This window comes from Stappia sp., assembly GCF_040110915.1.
GTDB lineage: Bacteria > Pseudomonadota > Alphaproteobacteria > Rhizobiales > Stappiaceae > Stappia.
The window spans coordinates 1,717,291-1,735,003 of record NZ_CP157793.1; the positions used below are offsets into that span (position 1 = coordinate 1,717,291).

Consider the following 17,713-nt stretch of genomic DNA (forward strand, 5'->3'; position numbering starts at 1 on the left):
ATTGTGAGTGTCAGCGGAGTTTTTCGATGCGAATCATCTGCGGATCGCCGGCGACCACATTGCGCGCCATGATGGTGGCCAGCGCCCGCTTGACCGCCGCTTCCGTCGTTTCATAGGTCGTCAGGATGACCGGCTGCGGCGCATCGCTGTGCGGCTCGCTCAGGTCGCCCGCACGAGACCGGTCCCGCTGAACGATGGATTCCAGCGAAATGTCCTCGTCCGCCATGATCCGCGCGATTTCGGCGAAGGCGCCGGAGCGGTCGTAGACGGACAGGCGGATGTAATAGCCCCCCTCGTGCCGCCGCATGCGCGCCGCCTCGTAGGGGGCGAGCGTGTCGGCCGGCATGCCGAGCGTGGGAATTGCGTGCCCGCGCGCCACGTCGGCGATGTCGCCGAGCACGGCCGAGGCGGTCGCGTCGCCGCCCGCGCCGGGGCCCACCAGCACAACCTCGCCGACCGCGTCGCCGTCGATGGCGACCGCGTTCAGCACGCCGTCGATGCGCGCGATGGCCGAGGTCTTGGGCACCATGGTCGGATGCACGCGCTGTTCGATGCCGCTGTCGGTGCGCTGCGCGACGCCGAGCAGCTTGATGCGGTAGCCGAGTTCGCCGGCCGCCTCGATGTCGGCCTGTGTGATCGAGGAAATGCCCTCGCAATAGATCGCCTCGCTGTCGATGCGCGACCCGAAGGCGAGCGACGTCAGGATGGCGAGCTTGTGCGCGGTGTCGAAGCCCTCGATGTCGAAGGTGGGATCGGCCTCCGCGTATCCCAGCCGCTGGGCGTCGGCGAGACAGTCGGAGAAATCGAGTCCCTCCTGCTCCATCCGCGTCAGGATGTAATTGCAGGTGCCGTTGAGGATGCCGTAGACGCGGGAAATCTCGTTGCCGGCCAACGCCTCGCGCATCGTCTTGATGACCGGGATGCCGCCGGCCACCGCCGCCTCGTAGAACAGCGCGGTGCCGTTCGCCTCGGCCAGGGCCGCAAGCTCCACGCCATGGCGGGCGAGCAGCGCCTTGTTCGCCGTCACCACCGGCTTGCCGGCCGCAAGCGCGGCGCGCACGCTCGCTTCCGCCGGGCCGTCCTCGCCGCCGATCAGTTCCACGTAGACGTCGACATCCGCGGAGGTGGCGAGCGCCACCGGGTCGTCGAACCAGGCCATGCCGGAGAGATCGACGCCGCGATCGCGCGTGCGATCGCGCGCCGAGACCGCGCTGACCCGAACGGGCCTGCCGCAGCGTGCCGTCAGTGCATTCGATTTACGTTCGATCAGCCGCACAAGCGACGCGCCGACCGTGCCGAGGCCGGCAACGCCGACGCGCAAGTCCTTCGTCATGAAAACCGCAATCCGTTCGTGAGGCCCGACCGGGAGATGTGCAGGGGGTGAGACCCTAGCTCCGGCCCGAGGCGTCGATGGGGATGACGTTGTGCAACGTTTTGTCCGCCGTTTCAAGGAAGCGGCGCAAGCCCCGCGCCGCCTGGCGAATGCGCTGCTCGTTTTCCACCAGCGCGATGCGCACATGGCCGTCGCCGTACTCGCCGAAGCCGAGGCCCGGCGCCACGGCGACCTCGGCATGCTCGATCAGCAGCTTGGCGAATTCGACGGAGCCCAGATGGCGGAACTTCTCCGGAATCGGCGCCCAGGCGAACATGCTGGCCTCGGGCGACGGCACTTCCCATCCGGCGCGGCCGAAGGCTTCCACCAGCGTGTCGCGGCGGCGCCTGTAGACGGCGCGGGCCTCGGCGATGCAGTCGTCGGGACCGTTGAGCGCCGCCGTCGCCGCCACCTGGATCGGCGTGAAGGCACCGTAGTCGAGGTAGCTCTTGACCCGCGCCAGCGCGGAAATCAGCCGCTCGTTGCCGACCGCGAACCCCATGCGCCAGCCCGGCATGGAATAGGTCTTGGACAGCGAGGTGAATTCGACCGCCACATCGATGGCGCCCTCCACCTGAAGGATCGAGGGCGGCGGCGTGTCGCCGAAGTAGATTTCCGAATAGGCCAGATCCGACAGCACGAAGATGTCGTGCTTCTTCGCGAAGGCCACGACCTCTCTGTAGAAGTCGAGATCGGCGACCGAGGCCGTCGGATTGGCCGGGTAGCACAGGATCATGGCGATCGGCTTGGGCACCGAGTGCACGAGCGCGCGCTCCAGCGCGTGAAACACCTCCGGTCCCGGCTCGGAGGGAATGGCGCGCAGCACCGCGCCGGCCATCAGAAAGCCGAAGGCGTGGATCGGGTAGCTCGGATTGGGGACGAGCACCACATCGCCCGGCGCGGAAATCGCCTGCGCCATATTGGCGAAGCCCTCCTTCGAGCCGAGGGTTGCGACCACCTGCGTCTCGGGATCGAGCTTCACCCCGAAGCGGCGGGCGTAATAGGCCGCCTGCGCCCGGCGCAGGCCGGGAATGCCCTTGGAGGCCGAATAGCGGTGCGTCTTGGGGTTTTGAACCGTCTCGGTCAGTTTGTCGACGATGTGCTGCGGGGTCGGCAGATCCGGGTTGCCCATCCCCAGATCGATGATGTCCGCGCCGTTCGCACGCGCCTTCGCCTTGAGCCGGTTGACCTGTTCAAACACATAAGGCGGCAGACGCCGCGTTTGATAGAATTCTTCCATGGCTCGATCCTTGCCCGCATGCCGGAACTCGGGGCGGCGGTGCCGCGCGAAAAGGTCCTGTCCGAAACCGGCCGGTGGTTCTTGTCGTTCCGGGGCCCGTGCCGCAATCCGGCCGGCCGCCGATGTCGCCGGCACATGCCGGTCGCCGCCGTCATAGCAGTCCGCGCCGACGCGCGCACCGCCAAATTGCGCCGCTGCAGCGCGTCTCGTTCAGTCTGCGCTCTCGATGTCGCGGATCGCGCGCGCGCCATGGTCCGCGCCGAGCGCCCGAAGCTGGTCGAAGGAGGTCGCGGGGCGCGTGGGCCGGAGACCGTCGCGCTCCCGCGCCAGATCCCGCAGCCGTGCCTTGGCTTGCGCGGCCTGTTCGAGCGACATGAGCCCGGTGGACGGCGCGAGCGCGTCGATCGCCGGGTCGGCGGCCGGGGCCGTGGCGCCACCGGTTTGGCCGGCCGTTCCGGGAGACGAAGCGACGACCCCTTGCGCGGCGCGCGATCGGGCGCCATCGGCATAGGCGTCGGCGCCGACGGCGATCCCCGAAGCGGTGTCGGAAACGGGCACGGCCGGCGTCACGTTGCGGGCCGAGGTCTGGCTCGGCTCGAGCGCGTCGACCAGCGTGCCGGCCGGCGTGTAGGCACATCCGGCCAGCAGAACGGCGGCGCCGATTGCGAGCGCGCTTCGCCGGATCATTCCAAATCGCGACACGTCAGGCCCTTCTTCGCTAGCCGTCCCCCGCCCGTCTTGTAACCGGCGCGGGACGTACGACATTGTAAGCGCTTTGTCCAACTTGTCAGGTGCGCGTCACACAACGGTATTATGCCGGCAACCGACCGGCCGACGGTCGGAATCCGTGTATTTCATGGGCCCGGCGGCGCAAGTGTCCCTGACGTCGGGCGCTCACATCGGTTAAGATACACTTTTGAAGCAGACGGAGGATCCATTCAGGATGACGGACGAGACCCCTAATCCCCTTCTCCAGTATATCGTCAAGAATCCTGAAGCGTTTGCACACAATCTGGCCCGTATTGTGGAAAATGCAGGCAAGGCGATGGCCGCCTATGTCGAGCCGCGCGAAACCGGCCAGATCAGGCCCGAACTGGCCGACGAGCTGTCGTCGATCTTCAAGACCCTGAGCCAGGTCGGCGAATACTGGATGTCCGACCCGCAGCGCGCGATCGAGGCCCAGGGCCGGCTGATGACGAAATACATCGATCTGTGGAACGCCTCGCTCAAGCGCATGATGGGCGAGACGGCGGCCCCCGCCGCGGCCCCCCAGCCCGGCGACCGGCGCTTCGGCGATCCGGAGTGGAACGAGAACCAGTTCTTCGACTTCGTGAAGCAGATCTATCTGATCACCTCGCAATGGGCCGAACAGCTCGTGAGCGAGGCGGCCGATCTCGACGATCACACCCGCCACAAGGCGGATTTCTACGTCAAGCAGATCGCCAATGCGCTGTCGCCGTCGAACTTCATCCTGACCAACCCGGAGCTCCTGCGCGAGACGCTGGAATCCGACGGCGAGAACCTGGTGCGCGGCATGCAGTTGCTGGCCGAGGACATCAAGGCCGGCAAGGGCGACCTGAAGATCCGCCAGTCCGACCCGACCAAGTTCAAGGTCGGCGAGAACCTGGCCACGACGCCGGGCAAGGTGGTGGCGCAGAACGACGTCTGTCAGGTGATCCAGTACACGCCGACGACCGAGACGGTGCTCAAGCGGCCGCTGATGATCGTGCCGCCGTGGATCAACAAGTTCTACATTCTCGATCTCAACCCGGAGAAATCCTACATCAAGTGGGCGGTGGAGCAGGGCCACACGGTCTTCGTGATCTCCTGGGTCAATCCCAACGAGCGGCAGGCGCAGAAGGGCTTCGAGCACTACATGCGCGAGGGCGTTCTGGAGACGCTCGACGTCATCAAGCGGGCCACCCGCCAGGAGGAGGTCAATGCCGTCGGCTATTGCGTGGGCGGCACGCTGCTCGGCGTGACGCTGGCCTATATGGCCGCCGTCGGCGACGAGCGGATCAAGACCGCGACCTTCTTCACCACCCAGGTGGACTTCACCCATGCCGGCGATCTCAAGGTCTTCGTCGACGAGGAGCAGATCGAACTCGTCGAGAAGCGCATGAAGGAAAAGGGCTATCTCGACGGCTCAAAGATGGCCTCGGCCTTCAACCTGCTGCGCTCGAACGACCTGATCTGGCCCTATGTGGTCAACAATTACCTCAAGGGCCGCGAGCCCTTCCCCTTCGACCTGCTCTACTGGAACTCCGATTCCACCCGCATGCCGGCGGCAAACCACTCCTTCTACCTGCGCAACTGCTATCTGGAGAACCGGCTGTCGCAGGGCACGATGGAGATCGCCGGCGAGCGGCTCGATCTCGGCAAGGTCACCATCCCGATCTACAATCTGGCGACGCGCGAGGATCACATCGCCCCGCCGGAATCGGTGTTCCTCGGATCGCAGTTCTTCGGCGGGCCGGTCGACTACGTGCTGTCCGGCTCGGGTCACATCGCCGGCGTGGTCAATCCGCCGTCGCGCAACAAGTACCAGTTCTGGACGAACGGCCCGCCGGCCGGCGAACTGAAGGACTGGCTCGCCACGGCCGAGGAGCATCCCGGATCGTGGTGGCCGCATTGGGACGCCTGGATCCGCGGTCACGACGCAACCACCGCCAAGGCCCGCAAGCCCGGCGCCTACCGGATGAAGATCATCGAGGACGCGCCGGGCAGCTACGTCAAGGCGAGTTCCTGACGGGCGCGACGCTGACCTTTCGCAAAGCGAGCTTGCCGGTTTTCCCGATATCCGAGGCCTCGCGGCGCCGGCCGCGCCGGGCTTGGCGCTCGTCGCGCCCCTCGCCGGGTCCGATCCTGCGTTGAAAATCACGCCGGTTCACGCCGTGAACCATGGCATCGGGTCGCGCCTTCGGGTAAACTTGGACTCCACCTTGGCGCACGCGCTCTGCCGTGCCGCGCGGAGCGTCCGCGCGGCTCACATTGTCCGGTCCGCGACGTGCCCGAAGCCCGGACGAACCGGATCCCGAGCCGCGTCCACGACCGCCGGAGTGCCATGCGACAGACCCAACCAGCCCCGGTTTCCAAACCGCCGCGCAGCGCCTACGCGGCCTATCGGCCGATGAACGCCGGGCGGATGCCCATGCTGGGCATGGATGCGGACGTGTGGCAGCGCCACGCGAGCGGCTGGAGCGTGTGGACCCGCTTTGCCACGCTGCCGCTCTTGTTTCTCGCGATCTGGTCGCACGTCTGGATCGGCTGGCCGCTGGCGGGTCTGGCCGTCGCCGTGGTGTGCATCTGGCTGTGGCTCAATCCCCGGATCTTTCCCGCCCCGCGCACCTTCGACACCTGGCGCGCGCGGGCGACCTTCGGCGAGCGCGTCTGGCTCAACCGCGCCCGCGTCCCGATCCCCGCCGCCGACAATCGCCGCGCCGTGGCGCTGTCGCTGGTGACGAGCTTCGGCTTCGTGCTCGGCCTGTGGGGCGCGGTGACGACCGGCGTCGCGGCCGTGATCCTCGGCACGCTGCTGACCTATGCCGGCAAGATCGCCTTCCTGCAGGGCATGGTCCGCCTCTACGACAAGATGCGCGACGCGCATCCCGTCTACCGCTCCTGGACCATCGTGCCGGTCAACGACAACACCGCCGACGCCCGCGCCCACGGCCGCACGGGCTCGTGAGGCGCACCCGCGCGACGCCGGCCTCTCCGCTCAGCCCGTGCGCGTGAGCACCCTGTCGAAACGCTCCACCGCCCAGTCGACGTCCTCCGCGCCCAGCACCAGCGGCGGGGCGATGCGGATCGTGTGGTCGTGCGTGTCCTTGGCGAGAATTCCCTCCTCGCGCAGCGCCTCGCAATAGGCGCGCGCGCCGCCGGCCTCCGGATGCAGTTCGACGGCGAGCATCAGCCCGCGCCCGCGCACCTCGCGCACGGCGTTGGAGCGGATGGCGGCAAGCCCCGCCTTGAAGCGTGCGCCCTGCTCGTCCGCGTTCTCGATCATGCCTTCCTCGACGAGGACCGCGAGCGCGGCGCGGGCGACCGCGCAGGCGAGCGGATTGCCGCCGAAGGTCGAACCGTGTTCGCCCTGCTGCAGCACGCCCAGGACTTCCGAGTTGGAGAGCACGGCGGAGACCGGATAGAAGCCGCCCGACAGCGCCTTGCCGACCAGCGTCACATCGGCCTCGATGCCCTCGTGCTCCTCCGCGAGAAACCTGCCGGTGCGCCCCAACCCGGTCTGGATCTCGTCCAGGATCAGCGTCACGTCGCGGGCGCTGCAGAGTTCGCGCACCTTGCGAAAGTAGCCCTCGGGCGGCAGCAGGATGCCGGCCTCGCCCTGGATCGGCTCGACCAGAAAGGCGACCGTATTGTCCGTGACGGCCGCCGCGAAGGCCTCGAAATCGCCGAAGGGCACCACCTTGAAGCCGGGCGCGAAGGGGCCGAAGCCACTGCGTGCCACCGGATCGGTCGAGAAGCCGACGATGCCGAGGGTGCGGCCGTGAAAATTGTTGTCGCAGACGATGATCTCGGCTTCGCCGTCCGGCACGCCCTTCACCTCATAGCCCCATTTGCGCACCGCCTTGACGGCGCTTTCGACCGCCTCGGCGCCGGAGTTCATCGGCAGGATCTTGTGCGCGCCGGTGAGCCTTGCGAGATCCTCGTAGAGCAGCGCGAGCTGGTCGTTGCGAAAGGCGCGCGAGGTCAGCGTCAGCTTCGCCGACTGCTCGACCATTGCCTCTCGTATTCTCGGGTGGCAGTGGCCCTGATTGACGGCCGAATAGGCGGCGAGGCAATCCATGTAGCGGCGCCCGTCGACATCCCACACCCAGATCCCCTCGCCGCGCGTCAGGACCACGTCGATCGGCTTGTAGTTATGGGCCCCGAGCCGGTGTTCGGCGGCGATATAGTCTTGCGGCAAGCGGCTCATCGGCGGTCTCCCGTCTGCTGTCTTGTCTCGGTCAGGCAAAGGCCTGCGTCGGGCGGTCCATCACGTCCTGACCGAACAGGCTTGCGACCAGTTCCGCCAGAACGAGCGCGCTTTGACCGCGCACGTCGAGGAAGGGGTTGAGTTCGACGACATCGAGCGACACGGTCAGCCCCGCATCCTCCAGAAGCTCCATGACCAGATGCGCCTCGCGATAGGTCGCCCCGCCGGGCACCGTCGTGCCGACGCCGGGCGCGAGGTCCGGATCGAGGAAGTCGACATCGAGCGACACATGAAGAACGCCGCCTTCCTCTCTGACCTGCTTGAGAAACTGCTTCATCAGGAGCGACACACCTTCCTCGTCGATGCGCCGCATGTCGCAGACCTGGACGCCGCGCGCGCGCAGCAGGGCGCGCTCGCCCGGGTCGATGGAGCGCGCGCCGAAAACGCACATGCGCCCGGGCGCGACCGTTTCGGCCGGTTGATCGCCCATCAGGGGTGCCAGCTCGGCTTCGCCGGCGAGGCTCGCCAGCGCCATGCCGTGCAGATTTCCCGAGGGCGAGGTGTCCGGCGTGTTGAAATCGGCGTGAGCATCGAGCCACAGCACGAAGAGCGGACGGCCCTGCTCCTGCCAGTGGCGCGCAACGCCGGCAACGGAGCCCATCGACAGCGCATGGTCGCCGCCGAGGAACACCGGCAGGCACCCGCTGCGCGACAGCTCATAGGCGCGCGCCGCAAGCGGGCGGATCCAGCCGGCGACGGCCTCGGCCTCCCGCGCGGTCCCGCGAAGGGTCAAGGGGGCGACGGCAGCGGGGGCGAGCGGCGCAAGATCACCGAGATCGCGCACGGACCAGCCGAGCGCGGAAAGCCGGCCTTCCAGATCGGCGATCCTGAGCGCCGCCGGCCCCATGGCCGCCCCCCGGCGCCCGGTTCCGGCCTCGATGGGCACGCCCAACAGGGCGATCTCCTGGTCGCGACTTGCGCGCATGCCGATGCCTCCAATGCCGTGGCGGTGTCCGTTTCCCGAGCCCGCGCGCAAAGCGCGCCAGGCCCGACACGCGTCAGGATGCGTCGGGAGAAAGTTGGCGAAAAGCTGGAATTATGGCGTTTTGCAAGCTACATTTGACGATCTGAGAAGCGATACTGAGCAAAATGCCCATGGACGATCTCGACCGCCGCCTCATCGCGCTTCTGCGCCACGACGCGCGCGCGCCTGTCGCGACGCTGGCCGCCGACCTCGGCGTGTCGCGCGCGACCGCCAAGGCACGGCTCGACCGGCTCGTGGACAGCGGCGTCATCCAGGGCTTCACGATCAATCTGCGCAAGGCCGAGGACGGCGGCCGGGTCCGGGCCATCATGATGATCGAAGTGGAGGGCCACCGCAGCGAGACCGTACTGCGCCGGCTCTACGGCTTTCCGCAGGTCCGACGGCTGCACACCACCAACGGGCGCTGGGACATCGTCGCGGAGCTGGAGACCGACACGCTGGAGGCCTTCGACCGGCTCCTGTCGGAGATCCGGCGTCTCGACGGCATCGCGGGGTCCGAAACCAGCATCCTGCTCGCCGCCCGCAAGGGCTAAACATTGGTCGGCGGGCCACTCAGCGCGAAAGCGTCTTTTCGAAGAAGATCCGGTCGAAGCCGTCCACCGTCGCGCGCCCCGTCTCGCGGAAACCGAGACGGCGGTACCAGGCGGCGTTCCGGGTCATGACCGCATTGGTGTAGAGCGTGTAGCGATCCGCGCGGGCCGCGATGAACGCCTCGACCAGCGCGATGAGCCGCGCGCCGCAGCCCCGCCCGCGCCAGGCCCCGGCGACCGCCAGATTGTCGAGCACGAAGCCCTCGCCCGTGTCGATCACGACCGCGAAGCCCGCGAGTTCCCCGACCGCGCCATCGCTCAGCACGAAGACCGTGTCGTCGCGGATGTGAGCGGCATAGTCGGCATCCATCGGCGCGGGCCGGCGGCCGATGGCCGGGATGTATCCGGCATAGGCCTCGCGCGCGATCGCCAAAAGCGCGTCCGCGTCCTCCGGTCGTGCCAGCCTGTGCGTGAGCATCGCTCCCCCAACGAAAAAGGCGCTGCATGGTAGCATGCAGCGCCTTCTTGCAAAAATCGGAGGTGCGCGATCAGCGCTTGGAGAACTGGAAGCTCCGGCGGGCCTTGCGGCGGCCGTACTTCTTGCGCTCCACCACGCGGCTGTCGCGGGTCAGGAAGCCTTCCTTCTTGAGCACACCGCGCAGCTCCGGCTCGTAATGCGTGAGCGCCTTGGAGATGCCGTGACGCAGCGCACCCGCCTGACCGGACAGACCGCCGCCGGTCACCGTGGCGACGACGTCATACTGGCCGTCGCGGTCGGTGAGGACGATCGGCTGGCGCAGGATCATCTGCAGCACCGGACGCGCGAAGTACTCCGAGAAGTCCTTCTTGTTGATCGTGATCTTGCCCGTGCCCGGCTTGATCCAGACGCGCGCGATGGCGTCCTTGCGCTTGCCGGTGGCATAGGCGCGGCCCTGCGCATCGAGCTTCTGCACGTGCACCGGCGCCTGCGTCTCGGCCGCGCCGACGGCGTCGCCCAGCTCTTCGAGGGACTGAAGCTCAGCCATGATTACGCCCTCTTCCCGTCGTTCTTCGCATTCATCGCCTTGAAGTCGACCGGAACCGGCGACTGGGCCTCATGCGGATGGTTGGACCCGGCGTAGATCCGGAGGTTCTTCAGCTGCGCACGGCTGAGCGGACCGCCCGGCATCATGCGCTTGACGGCCTGCTCCAGCACGCGCTCGGGGAACTTGCCCTCGAAGATCGCGCGCGCCTTGCGCTCCTTGATGCCGCCGGGATAGCCGGTGTGCCAGTAGTAGGTCTTGTCGGTGTACTTCTTGCCCGTCAGCACGGCCTTGTCGGCATTGATGACGATGACATTGTCACCGCAGTCGATGTGCGGCGTGAAGGTCGACTTGGTCTTGCCGCGCAGCGTGTTGGCGATGAAGGCGGCCAGACGGCCGACCACAACACCCTCGGCGTCGATCAAGATCCACTTCTTCTCGACCTCGGCCGGTTTGGCGGAGTAGGTCTTCATGGGTGCGATCCGTTTCTCGTGCAGACCCTGACGGGTCCCCTCGTGCGAACCCGCTAGGGTCCGAAGTCCATGCAAGGCACCCCCGAAACCGGGTGCGCCCGCGTCGATGCAGGGTTTAGGCGCCTTCACAGGCCTTGTCAATTCGAAAGATGTGACGACACCGCGTGAAACTATAGTAATTACAATACATTAGAAAAATGGTATCATTTTACCACATAAAACACGCCCTCAGCGCGGCGGGATCGAATAGGTCGCCGTGGCATGGGCGACGAGGTCGTCCCCGTCGCGGCCGGTGATCCCGCAGTCGACGACCGCCAGCCGCTTGCCGAGCTTCAGCAGCCGGCAGGTCGCGATCAGGTCGCCGGGCGCGGGCTTTCTGAGAAAGTTCATGTTGAGATTGGTGGTCACGGCGAGCGCCACGGGGCCGATATGGGCGAGGATCACAACATAGGCGGCGAGATCCACCAGCGTCATCATGGTCGGACCGGAGACCGTGCCGCCCGGGCGCAGGTGGCGCTCCTGCGGCGACACGGACATGACTGCGGTTCCCTCCGACACCTCCAGGATCCGGTAGATGCGCCCATCGGCATGGACCTGCGGGAACTCCCGGTCGATGAAGGCGTTAAGCTCCGGGATCGTCATGATCGGCTGCAAGGTGGTTCCTCCCCGTCTTTCCTTTGCATGTGTCGTTAGCGGGATCGGGCCGGCTTCACAAGATGCCGCAGGGAGAGGGCCGCGCGTCGCCCCTCATGCTGTCTTCGCCTTTGTCGCGCGCCCTCGGGTTCGTTATATCTGGGGCAGGATCAGACACGCGCGACCGGGAGGGTCTCATGGACAGCGCCGCAACCCCGCCTCTTCACGACGCGCGCGCCGATGGCGTGCTGACGCTCACGCTCAACCGGCCGGAGCGAAAGAACTCCCTGTCGGAAGAGATGATGGCCGCGCTGCAGACCGCGCTCGATGCGGCGCGCGAGGACCGCGACATCCGCGTCATCGTGCTGAAGTCGACCGGCAACGTCTTTTGCGCCGGGCACGACCTCAAGGAGATGACGGCGGCCCGCGCGCATGACGACCGCGGGCGGGCCTATTACACACAGGTGATGGACGCCTGCGCCCATCTCATGCAGACCATCGTCACCCATCCCAAGCCGGTGATCGCCGAGGTCGACGGCATGGCGACCGCTGCGGGCCTTCAGCTCGTCGCCTCCTGCGATCTGGCAATCGCTTCCGACGAGGCCCGCTTCTGCACGCCGGGCGTCAACATCGGGCTCTTCTGTTCCACGCCGATGGTGGCGCTGTCGCGCAACGTCTCGCGCAAGCAGGCGATGGAAATGCTGCTCACCGGCGAGGTGATCGACGCCGGCACCGCGCGCGAATTCGGCCTCGTCAACCGGGTGGTGCCGCGCGCCTACCTCGCCCAGGTCACGGCGAAATACGCCGAGACCATCGCCTCCAAGTCGCCACTGACGCTCAAGACCGGCAAGGAAGCCTTCTACCGGCAGGTCGAGATGCCGCTGGCCGACGCCTATCGCCACTGCGCGCAGGTGATGGTCGACAACATGCTCGCCCGCGACGCGGAGGAAGGCATCGGCGCCTTCCTGGAAAAGCGCGCGCCCGAATGGACGGGGGAGTGATCCCCCGCCTGCCCCGCTCCCACGTTTCCCTGGCAGAGAGCCCCGCGTGACCCACGACCGCTATTCCGATGCGCATATCCGCGCGATTCTCGACGAGGTGAAGACCGTCGCGATGGTCGGCGCGAGCCCGAACGCCGCGCGCCCGTCCTACCTCGTGCTGAAATACATGCTGGCGAAGGGCTACCGCGTGTTTCCGATCAATCCGGGCCATGCGGGCAAGGAGATCCTCGGCCAGCGGGTCCATGCCGCGCTGCACGAGGTGCCGGAGCCCATCGACATGGTGGACATCTTCCGCAACTCGGCGGCGGCGCTGTCCGTCACCCGTGAAGCGCTCACCCTCGACCCCCTGCCGAAGGTGATCTGGATGCAGCTCACCGTGCGCAACGACGAGGCGGCGCAGCTCGCGGAGGAAAAGGGCCTGCGGGTGATCATGAACCGCTGCCCGAAGATCGAATACGGACGCCTGTCGGGCGAGATCGGCTGGACGGGCGTGAACTCGCGCACCCTGTCGTCGAAGCGCCCCGCCCTTAAGGCCGGCTTCCAGCACCGGGGGTTGCGCAAGGAGTGACGCGTGGGGCGCCGGAGTGGATCACAGAATCGCCGGCGTCAGATGGTCCCCAAACCCTTGCAAGGTCCTCCTCCCGGACGCAAGCGCCGGAGACCCGGGATCGGCGAGGCAGAGAATGCGCGTGAAAAGCTCCTCAGAAAAAGCGGAGCTTTCCGCTCCCCGATACCGGGTCGCGCCGACGCTTGCCCGGTATGACGCCCGGGTCAGACGCACCGGTGCCTAGCCGGGGCGTGGCCACGAATGTCACCGACACATCACTGCGGCGGCTTGAGGCGCGGCAGCACGCCCTGCGGCCCCTGTTCCGGCGCGGTGCCGGCGAGCGGATCCTCGCCCGCGGCCGCCTGTTCGGAGATCGGCGGGCCGCTGTAATTGTCCGGCGGCGGCACGTTGGAGTACTGCTTGCAGTCGGTCAGCCACACGTCATAGACGGCGTGCTCCACCGCATGCAGGCCGGGGCTCGCCGCGAACATCCATCCGGTGAAGATGCGCTGCACCTGGTTTTCCAGCGTGATCTCGTCCACCTCGACGAAGGCCGTCGTCTGCGGCGTTTCCGTCTGCGGGCGCGTGTTGCACTCGCGCGGCGTCACCTGCAGCGCGCCGAACTGCACCGTCTCGCCGATGTAGACGTCGAAGGTGATGATGCGGCCGGTGATCTTGTCGAGCCCCGAGAAGACCGCGACCGGGTTTTCGATCTTTTCCGCGACCGCCTGAGGCGCCGTCAGGGACAGCGCGCAGGCGGCAAGCGTCGCCACCAGCGCCCCGCGTCCCCGATGCCGCATCCAGCGCGGCGCAGTCGATCTCATTCGCCTCATGCCTTGTCCTCAATCCGGGCGGCGCTGATCACGCGGCCGAAAGATCCGCGATGCGGCTGCGCGCCTCGGCGACACGCCCCAGCCGTTCGGCAAGCTCGGCACGCTTCTCGCGCTCCGCCACGACGATTTCCTCCGGCGCCTTGGCCAGGAACCCTTCGTTGGAGAGTTTCTTGTCGATGCGCGCGATCTCGCCTTCCAGCTTGGCCGTCTCCTTGGCAAGGCGCGCGGCCTCCGCCTCCAGATCGATCACCCCGGCGAGCGGCAGGCAGACGGTGGCCTCGTCGCTGACGATCTGCACCGCGCCCGAGGGCGGCGTGTCGTCCAGCGTCACGCTTTCGGCGCGCGCCAGCCGCAGGATCGCCGCCTCATGGGCGGACAGACGGCCACGCGTGACGTCATTCGCCCCCGTGACGACCAGCGGCACCTTCGCGCCGGCGGGCACGTTCATCTCCGCGCGCACCGAGCGGATCGCCGAGATCAGATCGACGAGCCAGTTGATCTCGGCCGCCGCGTCCGCGTCGCCGCCGACGGAGACAGGCCAGCGCGTGTGCGCCAGGATCGAAGCGCGGGATGCCCCCGCCTCGCCCTCGACCGTGCGGGCCCACAGTTCCTCGGTCATGAACGGCATGAACGGATGCAGCAGCTTCAGGATCTCGTCGAGCGCCCAGGCGGCGGTCGCCCGGGTCTCCGCCTTCGCCGCGTCGCCACCGTCGGCAAAGATCGGCTTGGCGAGCTCCAGATACCAGTCGCAATAGGTGTTCCACACAAAGCGATAGGCCGCGCCCGCCGCCTCGTTGAAGCGATAGGCCTCCAGCGCCTCGGTGACTTCCGAGATGCAGCGGCCGGTCTCGGTCACGATCCAGCGGTTGACCGTCTCCTTGCAGCCGGCCGGATCGAAACCTTCCGGCCGCGTGCCGCCGTTCATCTCCACGAAGCGCGCGGCGTTCCACAGCTTGGTGACGAAGTTGCGGTAGCCCGCGACCCGGCTGGTCGCCAGCTTGATGTCGCGCCCCTGCGCGGCCATGGCGGCGAGCGTGAAGCGCAGCGCATCCGCGCCATATTCGTCGATGAGCGCCAGCGGATCGATGACGTTGCCCTTCGACTTCGACATCTTCTGGCCCTTTTCGTCGCGGACCAGCGCATGAATGTAGACGGTCGAGAAGGGTTCGGTCTTCATGAAGTGCAGGCCGAACATCATCATCCGGGCGACCCAGAAGAAGATGATGTCGAAACCGGTGACCAGCACGCTGGTGGGATAATAGTTCGCCAGTTCCGGCGTCTTGTCCGGCCACCCCAGCGTGGAGAACGGCCACAGCGCGGAGGAAAACCACGTGTCGAGCACGTCCTCGTCGCGATAGAGCGCGATTGTGCCGGCCGCCGCGCCGCCGGTCTCTTCCCACTGCGCCAGCGCCGCCTCCTGATCGCGGACCTCGACCGGCTTGCCGTAATGGGCGCGCGCCGCCTCGACCGCCGCCGCCTCGTCGCGTTCGACGAAGAGCTGCCCGTCGGGCCCGTACCAGGCGGGAATGCGGTGGCCCCACCACAGCTGGCGCGAGATGCACCAGGGCTGGATGTTTTCCATCCACTCGTAATAGGTCTTGTCCCAATTGCCCGGCACGAAGCTGGTGCGGCCTTCCCGAACGCTCTCGATGGCGGGCTTGGCCAGCGTCTTGGCGTCGACATACCACTGGTCGGTCAGGAGCGGCTCGATGGGCACCCCGCCCCGGTCGCCGTGCGGCACCATGTGGGTATGCGCCTCGATCCGGTCGAGAAGCCCCTTCTCCTCCATGGTCGCGACGAGCGTCTTGCGCGCGTCGAAACGGTCGAGCCCCTCGAAGGCGGCGATCGTGGCGCGCAGCTCCGCGCTGTCGGCAACGCCTGCCAGGAACTCGGCATTGTCGGCGAGCGTGACGCGCGCCTCGCGGTCGAGCACCGAGATCATCGGCAGGTCGTGGCGCCGGCCCACCTCGAAATCGTTGAAGTCATGCGCGGGCGTGATCTTCACCGCGCCCGAGCCGGCGTCCGGATCGGCGTAGTCGTCGGCGACGATGGGAATGCGCCGGCCGACCAGCGGCAGGATGACATGTTTGCCGATCAGATCCCTGTAGCGCGGATCCTCCGGGTTCACCGCGACGGCCGTGTCGCCGAGCATGGTTTCGGGCCGCGTCGTCGCGACGGTGATGTAGTCGCGCGTCTCGAAGGCGGTGGGTTTGCCATCCTCGTCCCAGGTGACCGGCGCCTCGAAGGTCGCCCCGCCCTCGATCGGATAGCGGAAGTGCCACAGATTGCCCTGGATCTCGCGCTGTTCGACCTCGAGATCGGAAATCGCGGTGTGAAAGCGCGGATCCCAGTTGACCAGCCGCTTGTCCTTGTAGATCAGCCCCTCGCGGTAGAGCGAGACGAAGACCTCCAGAACCGCCTCGGACAGGCCCTCGTCCATGGTGAAGCGCTCGCGCGACCAGTCGCAGGACGCCCCCAGCCTTTTCAGCTGGTTGAGGATCATGCCCCCGGACTCGCCCTTCCACTGCCACACCCGCTCGACGAAGGCCTCGCGCCCCATGCTGCGCCGGTCCGGCTCGCCGTTTTCCGCCAGCTTGCGCTCGACGACCATCTGCGTGGCGATGCCTGCGTGATCCATGCCCGGTTGCCACAGCACGTCGCGCCCGCGCATGCGCTCGAAGCGCACCAGGATGTCCTGCAGCGTGTTGTTCAGCGCGTGCCCCATGTGCAGCGAGCCGGTCACATTGGGCGGCGGGATCACGATCGCATAGGATGCCGCTCCCGGCGTGGCCCCGGCTCCCGCGCGGAAGGCCTCGGCCTGGTCCCAGATCCCGGCAATCCGGGGTTCGACAGCGCTGGCATCGTAAGTCTTGTCGAGCATGATTTTTCTCAGGTCGTGAAACTGATCGCGTGGTTACTCGGATGCACGGCGACAAGTCAACCGTCGCCGGAAAGCGGGCGAGATCAAGGCGGCCGCATCGCTCAAACGAAAAAGCGCCGCCCGGCGGGCGACGCTTTGACAAGCGCTGTGCGGAAGAGCCTTCCGACCTATCGCCCGCGCGACACCCGCTCGATTTCCTGACGTACGAGACGTTCCACCATGGGCGGCAGGTTCTCGTCGAGCCAGGTCTTGAGCATCGGCCGGAGCATCTCCTTGACGAGATCCTCCAGCGTGCGGGCGTTGTTGGACAGGATGGTCCCGGCGAGATTGTTGAAGGCCGACTGCACGGCCTCGTCCGTCGTCGACGACAGGAGCGTCTCGCCGATCGGCTCGGGGTCCGGCTTGCGCGCGGCTTTCGGCGGTTCGACCGGCGCCGGCTCGGGCTCCGGCGCGGCGTCGACGAGTTCGATGTCGTCGGCCGGCTCCTCGAGCGCCAGATCCTCGGTCAGCTCGAGAACATCGTCTGCCTCGGCCTCCGCATCGACTTCGGGCTCCGGCTCAGGTTCCGGCGTCGGCTCCGGCTCGGGTTCGGCGACCGCCACGTCCATGTCGCCATCGGAATCGAACAGCTTGTCGAGATCGTCCTGCGACATCTCCTCGCCGCCGTCCATCGCCGCCGCCATATCGTCCTCGGCCTCGACCTCGGTCGCTGCATCGGCCGCTGGCGTCTCCTCGTCGGAAATGATCCGGCGAATGGACGCCAGGATCTCTTCCATGGACGGTTCCTGCGCTTGATTGGCGTTTGCCATCTCGATCCCCGTACTCAACTACTGCGGCCCAAGTCACTTCTACTGCGGCCAAAGCCACTTCGGTTCAGGCGGCGCAAGTCCGGACCGCGTCGACCCGGACGGCCTGGATCCGGGCCCAAGCCCTCCGGTCCGCGACAACCGTCCGCCGCGAAACGCGCCCTGACCTCACCCGACGACACGTCACGCCGTGCCCCGCAGCGGGATACGGTGCCGAAGAAGGCATCGGCTGCCGAGCCGTTCCGATCGTGCCTCTCCGACCGCGCCACCCCGGCAGACCGCACCGTTCCGGCTGTCCGGCACGGCACCAGGCGACCGGCACGACACCGTCGAAAGGGTCCTCGCGCACCGCGCGACTCACCGTGTCTGAATATAACGCGTTCTCAAGCCACCGGAAAAG

The 17,713-nt window shown here is 67.2% G+C and carries 17 protein-coding genes; 5 read left to right on the forward strand and 12 right to left on the reverse strand.

The window, feature by feature from the left end:
• Positions 1-10: 10 nt before the first annotated feature.
• The 3 genes from ABL312_RS07505 to ABL312_RS07515 all read right to left on the reverse strand — a co-directional run bounded on the left by ABL312_RS07505 (position 11) and on the right by ABL312_RS07515 (position 3,299).
• Complete coding sequence (locus ABL312_RS07505) at positions 11-1,333, reverse strand: homoserine dehydrogenase (protein WP_349360765.1); 1,323 nt, start codon at positions 1,331-1,333, stop codon at positions 11-13.
• 55 nt (positions 1,334-1,388) lie between these two features.
• The gene (locus ABL312_RS07510) at positions 1,389-2,612 is read right to left on the reverse strand and encodes an LL-diaminopimelate aminotransferase (RefSeq protein WP_349360766.1); all 1,224 of its coding nucleotides are present in this window, start codon (positions 2,610-2,612) and stop codon (positions 1,389-1,391) included.
• A gap of 210 nt (positions 2,613-2,822) precedes the next feature.
• Entirely contained in the window at positions 2,823-3,299 is a 477-nt protein-coding gene (locus ABL312_RS07515) for a hypothetical protein (RefSeq protein ID WP_349360767.1), read from the reverse strand.
• A gap of 256 nt (positions 3,300-3,555) precedes the next feature.
• Between ABL312_RS07515 and ABL312_RS07520 the strand changes: the two genes are divergently transcribed.
• Both ABL312_RS07520 and ABL312_RS07525 read left to right on the forward strand, forming a co-directional pair.
• Complete coding sequence (locus ABL312_RS07520; protein WP_349360768.1) at positions 3,556-5,361, forward strand: class I poly(R)-hydroxyalkanoic acid synthase; 1,806 nt, start codon at positions 3,556-3,558, stop codon at positions 5,359-5,361.
• Positions 5,362-5,676: 315 nt separating this feature from the next.
• Complete coding sequence (locus tag ABL312_RS07525) at positions 5,677-6,300, forward strand: DUF6653 family protein (RefSeq protein ID WP_349360769.1); 624 nt, start codon at positions 5,677-5,679, stop codon at positions 6,298-6,300.
• A gap of 30 nt (positions 6,301-6,330) precedes the next feature.
• Here ABL312_RS07525 and rocD read toward each other — a convergent pair whose 3' ends face one another.
• Both rocD and rocF read right to left on the reverse strand, forming a co-directional pair.
• Positions 6,331-7,542 (reverse strand): ornithine--oxo-acid transaminase, encoded by a 1,212-nt coding sequence (gene rocD, locus ABL312_RS07530; RefSeq protein WP_349360770.1) that lies wholly within the window; start codon positions 7,540-7,542, stop codon positions 6,331-6,333.
• A 31-nt stretch (positions 7,543-7,573) separates the two neighbouring features.
• Complete coding sequence (rocF, locus tag ABL312_RS07535; RefSeq protein ID WP_349360771.1) at positions 7,574-8,527, reverse strand: arginase; 954 nt, start codon at positions 8,525-8,527, stop codon at positions 7,574-7,576.
• A gap of 170 nt (positions 8,528-8,697) precedes the next feature.
• Here rocF and ABL312_RS07540 point away from each other — a divergent pair, with 170 nt between their 5' ends.
• Positions 8,698-9,120, forward strand: a complete 423-nt coding sequence (locus ABL312_RS07540; protein ID WP_349360772.1) for an Lrp/AsnC family transcriptional regulator — start codon at positions 8,698-8,700, stop codon at positions 9,118-9,120.
• A gap of 19 nt (positions 9,121-9,139) precedes the next feature.
• Here ABL312_RS07540 and ABL312_RS07545 read toward each other — a convergent pair whose 3' ends face one another.
• From ABL312_RS07545 to ABL312_RS07560, 4 genes are all read right to left on the reverse strand, one after another.
• Entirely contained in the window at positions 9,140-9,595 is a 456-nt protein-coding gene (locus ABL312_RS07545; RefSeq protein WP_349360773.1) for a GNAT family N-acetyltransferase, read from the reverse strand.
• Positions 9,596-9,665: 70 nt separating this feature from the next.
• On the reverse strand, positions 9,666-10,142 hold the full coding sequence (gene rpsI, locus ABL312_RS07550; protein ID WP_349360774.1) for a 30S ribosomal protein S9: 477 nt from the start codon (positions 10,140-10,142) through the stop codon (positions 9,666-9,668).
• 2 nt (positions 10,143-10,144) lie between these two features.
• Positions 10,145-10,612 carry a 50S ribosomal protein L13 gene (rplM, locus tag ABL312_RS07555; RefSeq protein WP_349360775.1) on the reverse strand — a complete coding sequence of 156 codons (468 nt, stop codon included), beginning with the start codon at positions 10,610-10,612 and terminating at the stop codon, positions 10,145-10,147.
• A 228-nt stretch (positions 10,613-10,840) separates the two neighbouring features.
• Complete coding sequence (locus ABL312_RS07560; protein ID WP_349361363.1) at positions 10,841-11,254, reverse strand: PaaI family thioesterase; 414 nt, start codon at positions 11,252-11,254, stop codon at positions 10,841-10,843.
• 188 nt (positions 11,255-11,442) lie between these two features.
• Between ABL312_RS07560 and ABL312_RS07565 the strand changes: the two genes are divergently transcribed.
• A complete protein-coding gene (locus tag ABL312_RS07565) occupies positions 11,443-12,246 on the forward strand; it encodes an enoyl-CoA hydratase (protein ID WP_349360776.1) in 804 nt (267 codons plus the stop codon).
• A 46-nt stretch (positions 12,247-12,292) separates the two neighbouring features.
• A complete protein-coding gene (locus tag ABL312_RS07570) occupies positions 12,293-12,814 on the forward strand; it encodes a CoA-binding protein (RefSeq protein ID WP_349360777.1) in 522 nt (173 codons plus the stop codon).
• 254 nt (positions 12,815-13,068) lie between these two features.
• Here the strand turns inward: ABL312_RS07570 and ABL312_RS07575 are convergent, their stop codons facing one another.
• From ABL312_RS07575 to ABL312_RS07585, 3 genes are all read right to left on the reverse strand, one after another.
• Entirely contained in the window at positions 13,069-13,617 is a 549-nt protein-coding gene (locus ABL312_RS07575; RefSeq protein ID WP_349360778.1) for a DUF2155 domain-containing protein, read from the reverse strand.
• 37 nt (positions 13,618-13,654) lie between these two features.
• On the reverse strand, positions 13,655-16,507 hold the full coding sequence (locus ABL312_RS07580) for a valine--tRNA ligase (RefSeq protein WP_349360779.1): 2,853 nt from the start codon (positions 16,505-16,507) through the stop codon (positions 13,655-13,657).
• A gap of 167 nt (positions 16,508-16,674) precedes the next feature.
• A complete protein-coding gene (locus tag ABL312_RS07585) occupies positions 16,675-17,283 on the reverse strand; it encodes a DUF2497 domain-containing protein (RefSeq protein WP_349360780.1) in 609 nt (202 codons plus the stop codon).
• Positions 17,284-17,713: the final 430 nt, after the last annotated feature.

What these genes read in the sequence shown, in the direction of transcription:
- ABL312_RS07505 (WP_349360765.1), bottom strand. Translation starts at nt 1,333, where the DNA reads ATGACGAAGGACTTGCGCGTCGGCGTTGCCGGCCTCGGCACGGTCGGC.
- ABL312_RS07510 (WP_349360766.1), bottom strand. Translation starts at nt 2,612, where the DNA reads ATGGAAGAATTCTATCAAACGCGGCGTCTGCCGCCTTATGTGTTTGAA.
- ABL312_RS07515 (WP_349360767.1), bottom strand. Translation starts at nt 3,299, where the DNA reads ATGATCCGGCGAAGCGCGCTCGCAATCGGCGCCGCCGTTCTGCTGGCC.
- ABL312_RS07520 (WP_349360768.1), top strand. Translation starts at nt 3,556, where the DNA reads ATGACGGACGAGACCCCTAATCCCCTTCTCCAGTATATCGTCAAGAAT.
- ABL312_RS07525 (WP_349360769.1), top strand. Translation starts at nt 5,677, where the DNA reads ATGCGACAGACCCAACCAGCCCCGGTTTCCAAACCGCCGCGCAGCGCC.
- rocD (WP_349360770.1), bottom strand. Translation starts at nt 7,542, where the DNA reads ATGAGCCGCTTGCCGCAAGACTATATCGCCGCCGAACACCGGCTCGGG.
- rocF (WP_349360771.1), bottom strand. Translation starts at nt 8,527, where the DNA reads ATGCGCGCAAGTCGCGACCAGGAGATCGCCCTGTTGGGCGTGCCCATC.
- ABL312_RS07540 (WP_349360772.1), top strand. Translation starts at nt 8,698, where the DNA reads ATGGACGATCTCGACCGCCGCCTCATCGCGCTTCTGCGCCACGACGCG.
- ABL312_RS07545 (WP_349360773.1), bottom strand. Translation starts at nt 9,595, where the DNA reads ATGCTCACGCACAGGCTGGCACGACCGGAGGACGCGGACGCGCTTTTG.
- rpsI (WP_349360774.1), bottom strand. Translation starts at nt 10,142, where the DNA reads ATGGCTGAGCTTCAGTCCCTCGAAGAGCTGGGCGACGCCGTCGGCGCG.
- rplM (WP_349360775.1), bottom strand. Translation starts at nt 10,612, where the DNA reads ATGAAGACCTACTCCGCCAAACCGGCCGAGGTCGAGAAGAAGTGGATC.
- ABL312_RS07560 (WP_349361363.1), bottom strand. Translation starts at nt 11,254, where the DNA reads ATGACGATCCCGGAGCTTAACGCCTTCATCGACCGGGAGTTCCCGCAG.
- ABL312_RS07565 (WP_349360776.1), top strand. Translation starts at nt 11,443, where the DNA reads ATGGACAGCGCCGCAACCCCGCCTCTTCACGACGCGCGCGCCGATGGC.
- ABL312_RS07575 (WP_349360778.1), bottom strand. Translation starts at nt 13,617, where the DNA reads ATGAGATCGACTGCGCCGCGCTGGATGCGGCATCGGGGACGCGGGGCG.
- ABL312_RS07580 (WP_349360779.1), bottom strand. Translation starts at nt 16,507, where the DNA reads ATGCTCGACAAGACTTACGATGCCAGCGCTGTCGAACCCCGGATTGCC.
- ABL312_RS07585 (WP_349360780.1), bottom strand. Translation starts at nt 17,283, where the DNA reads ATGGAAGAGATCCTGGCGTCCATTCGCCGGATCATTTCCGACGAGGAG.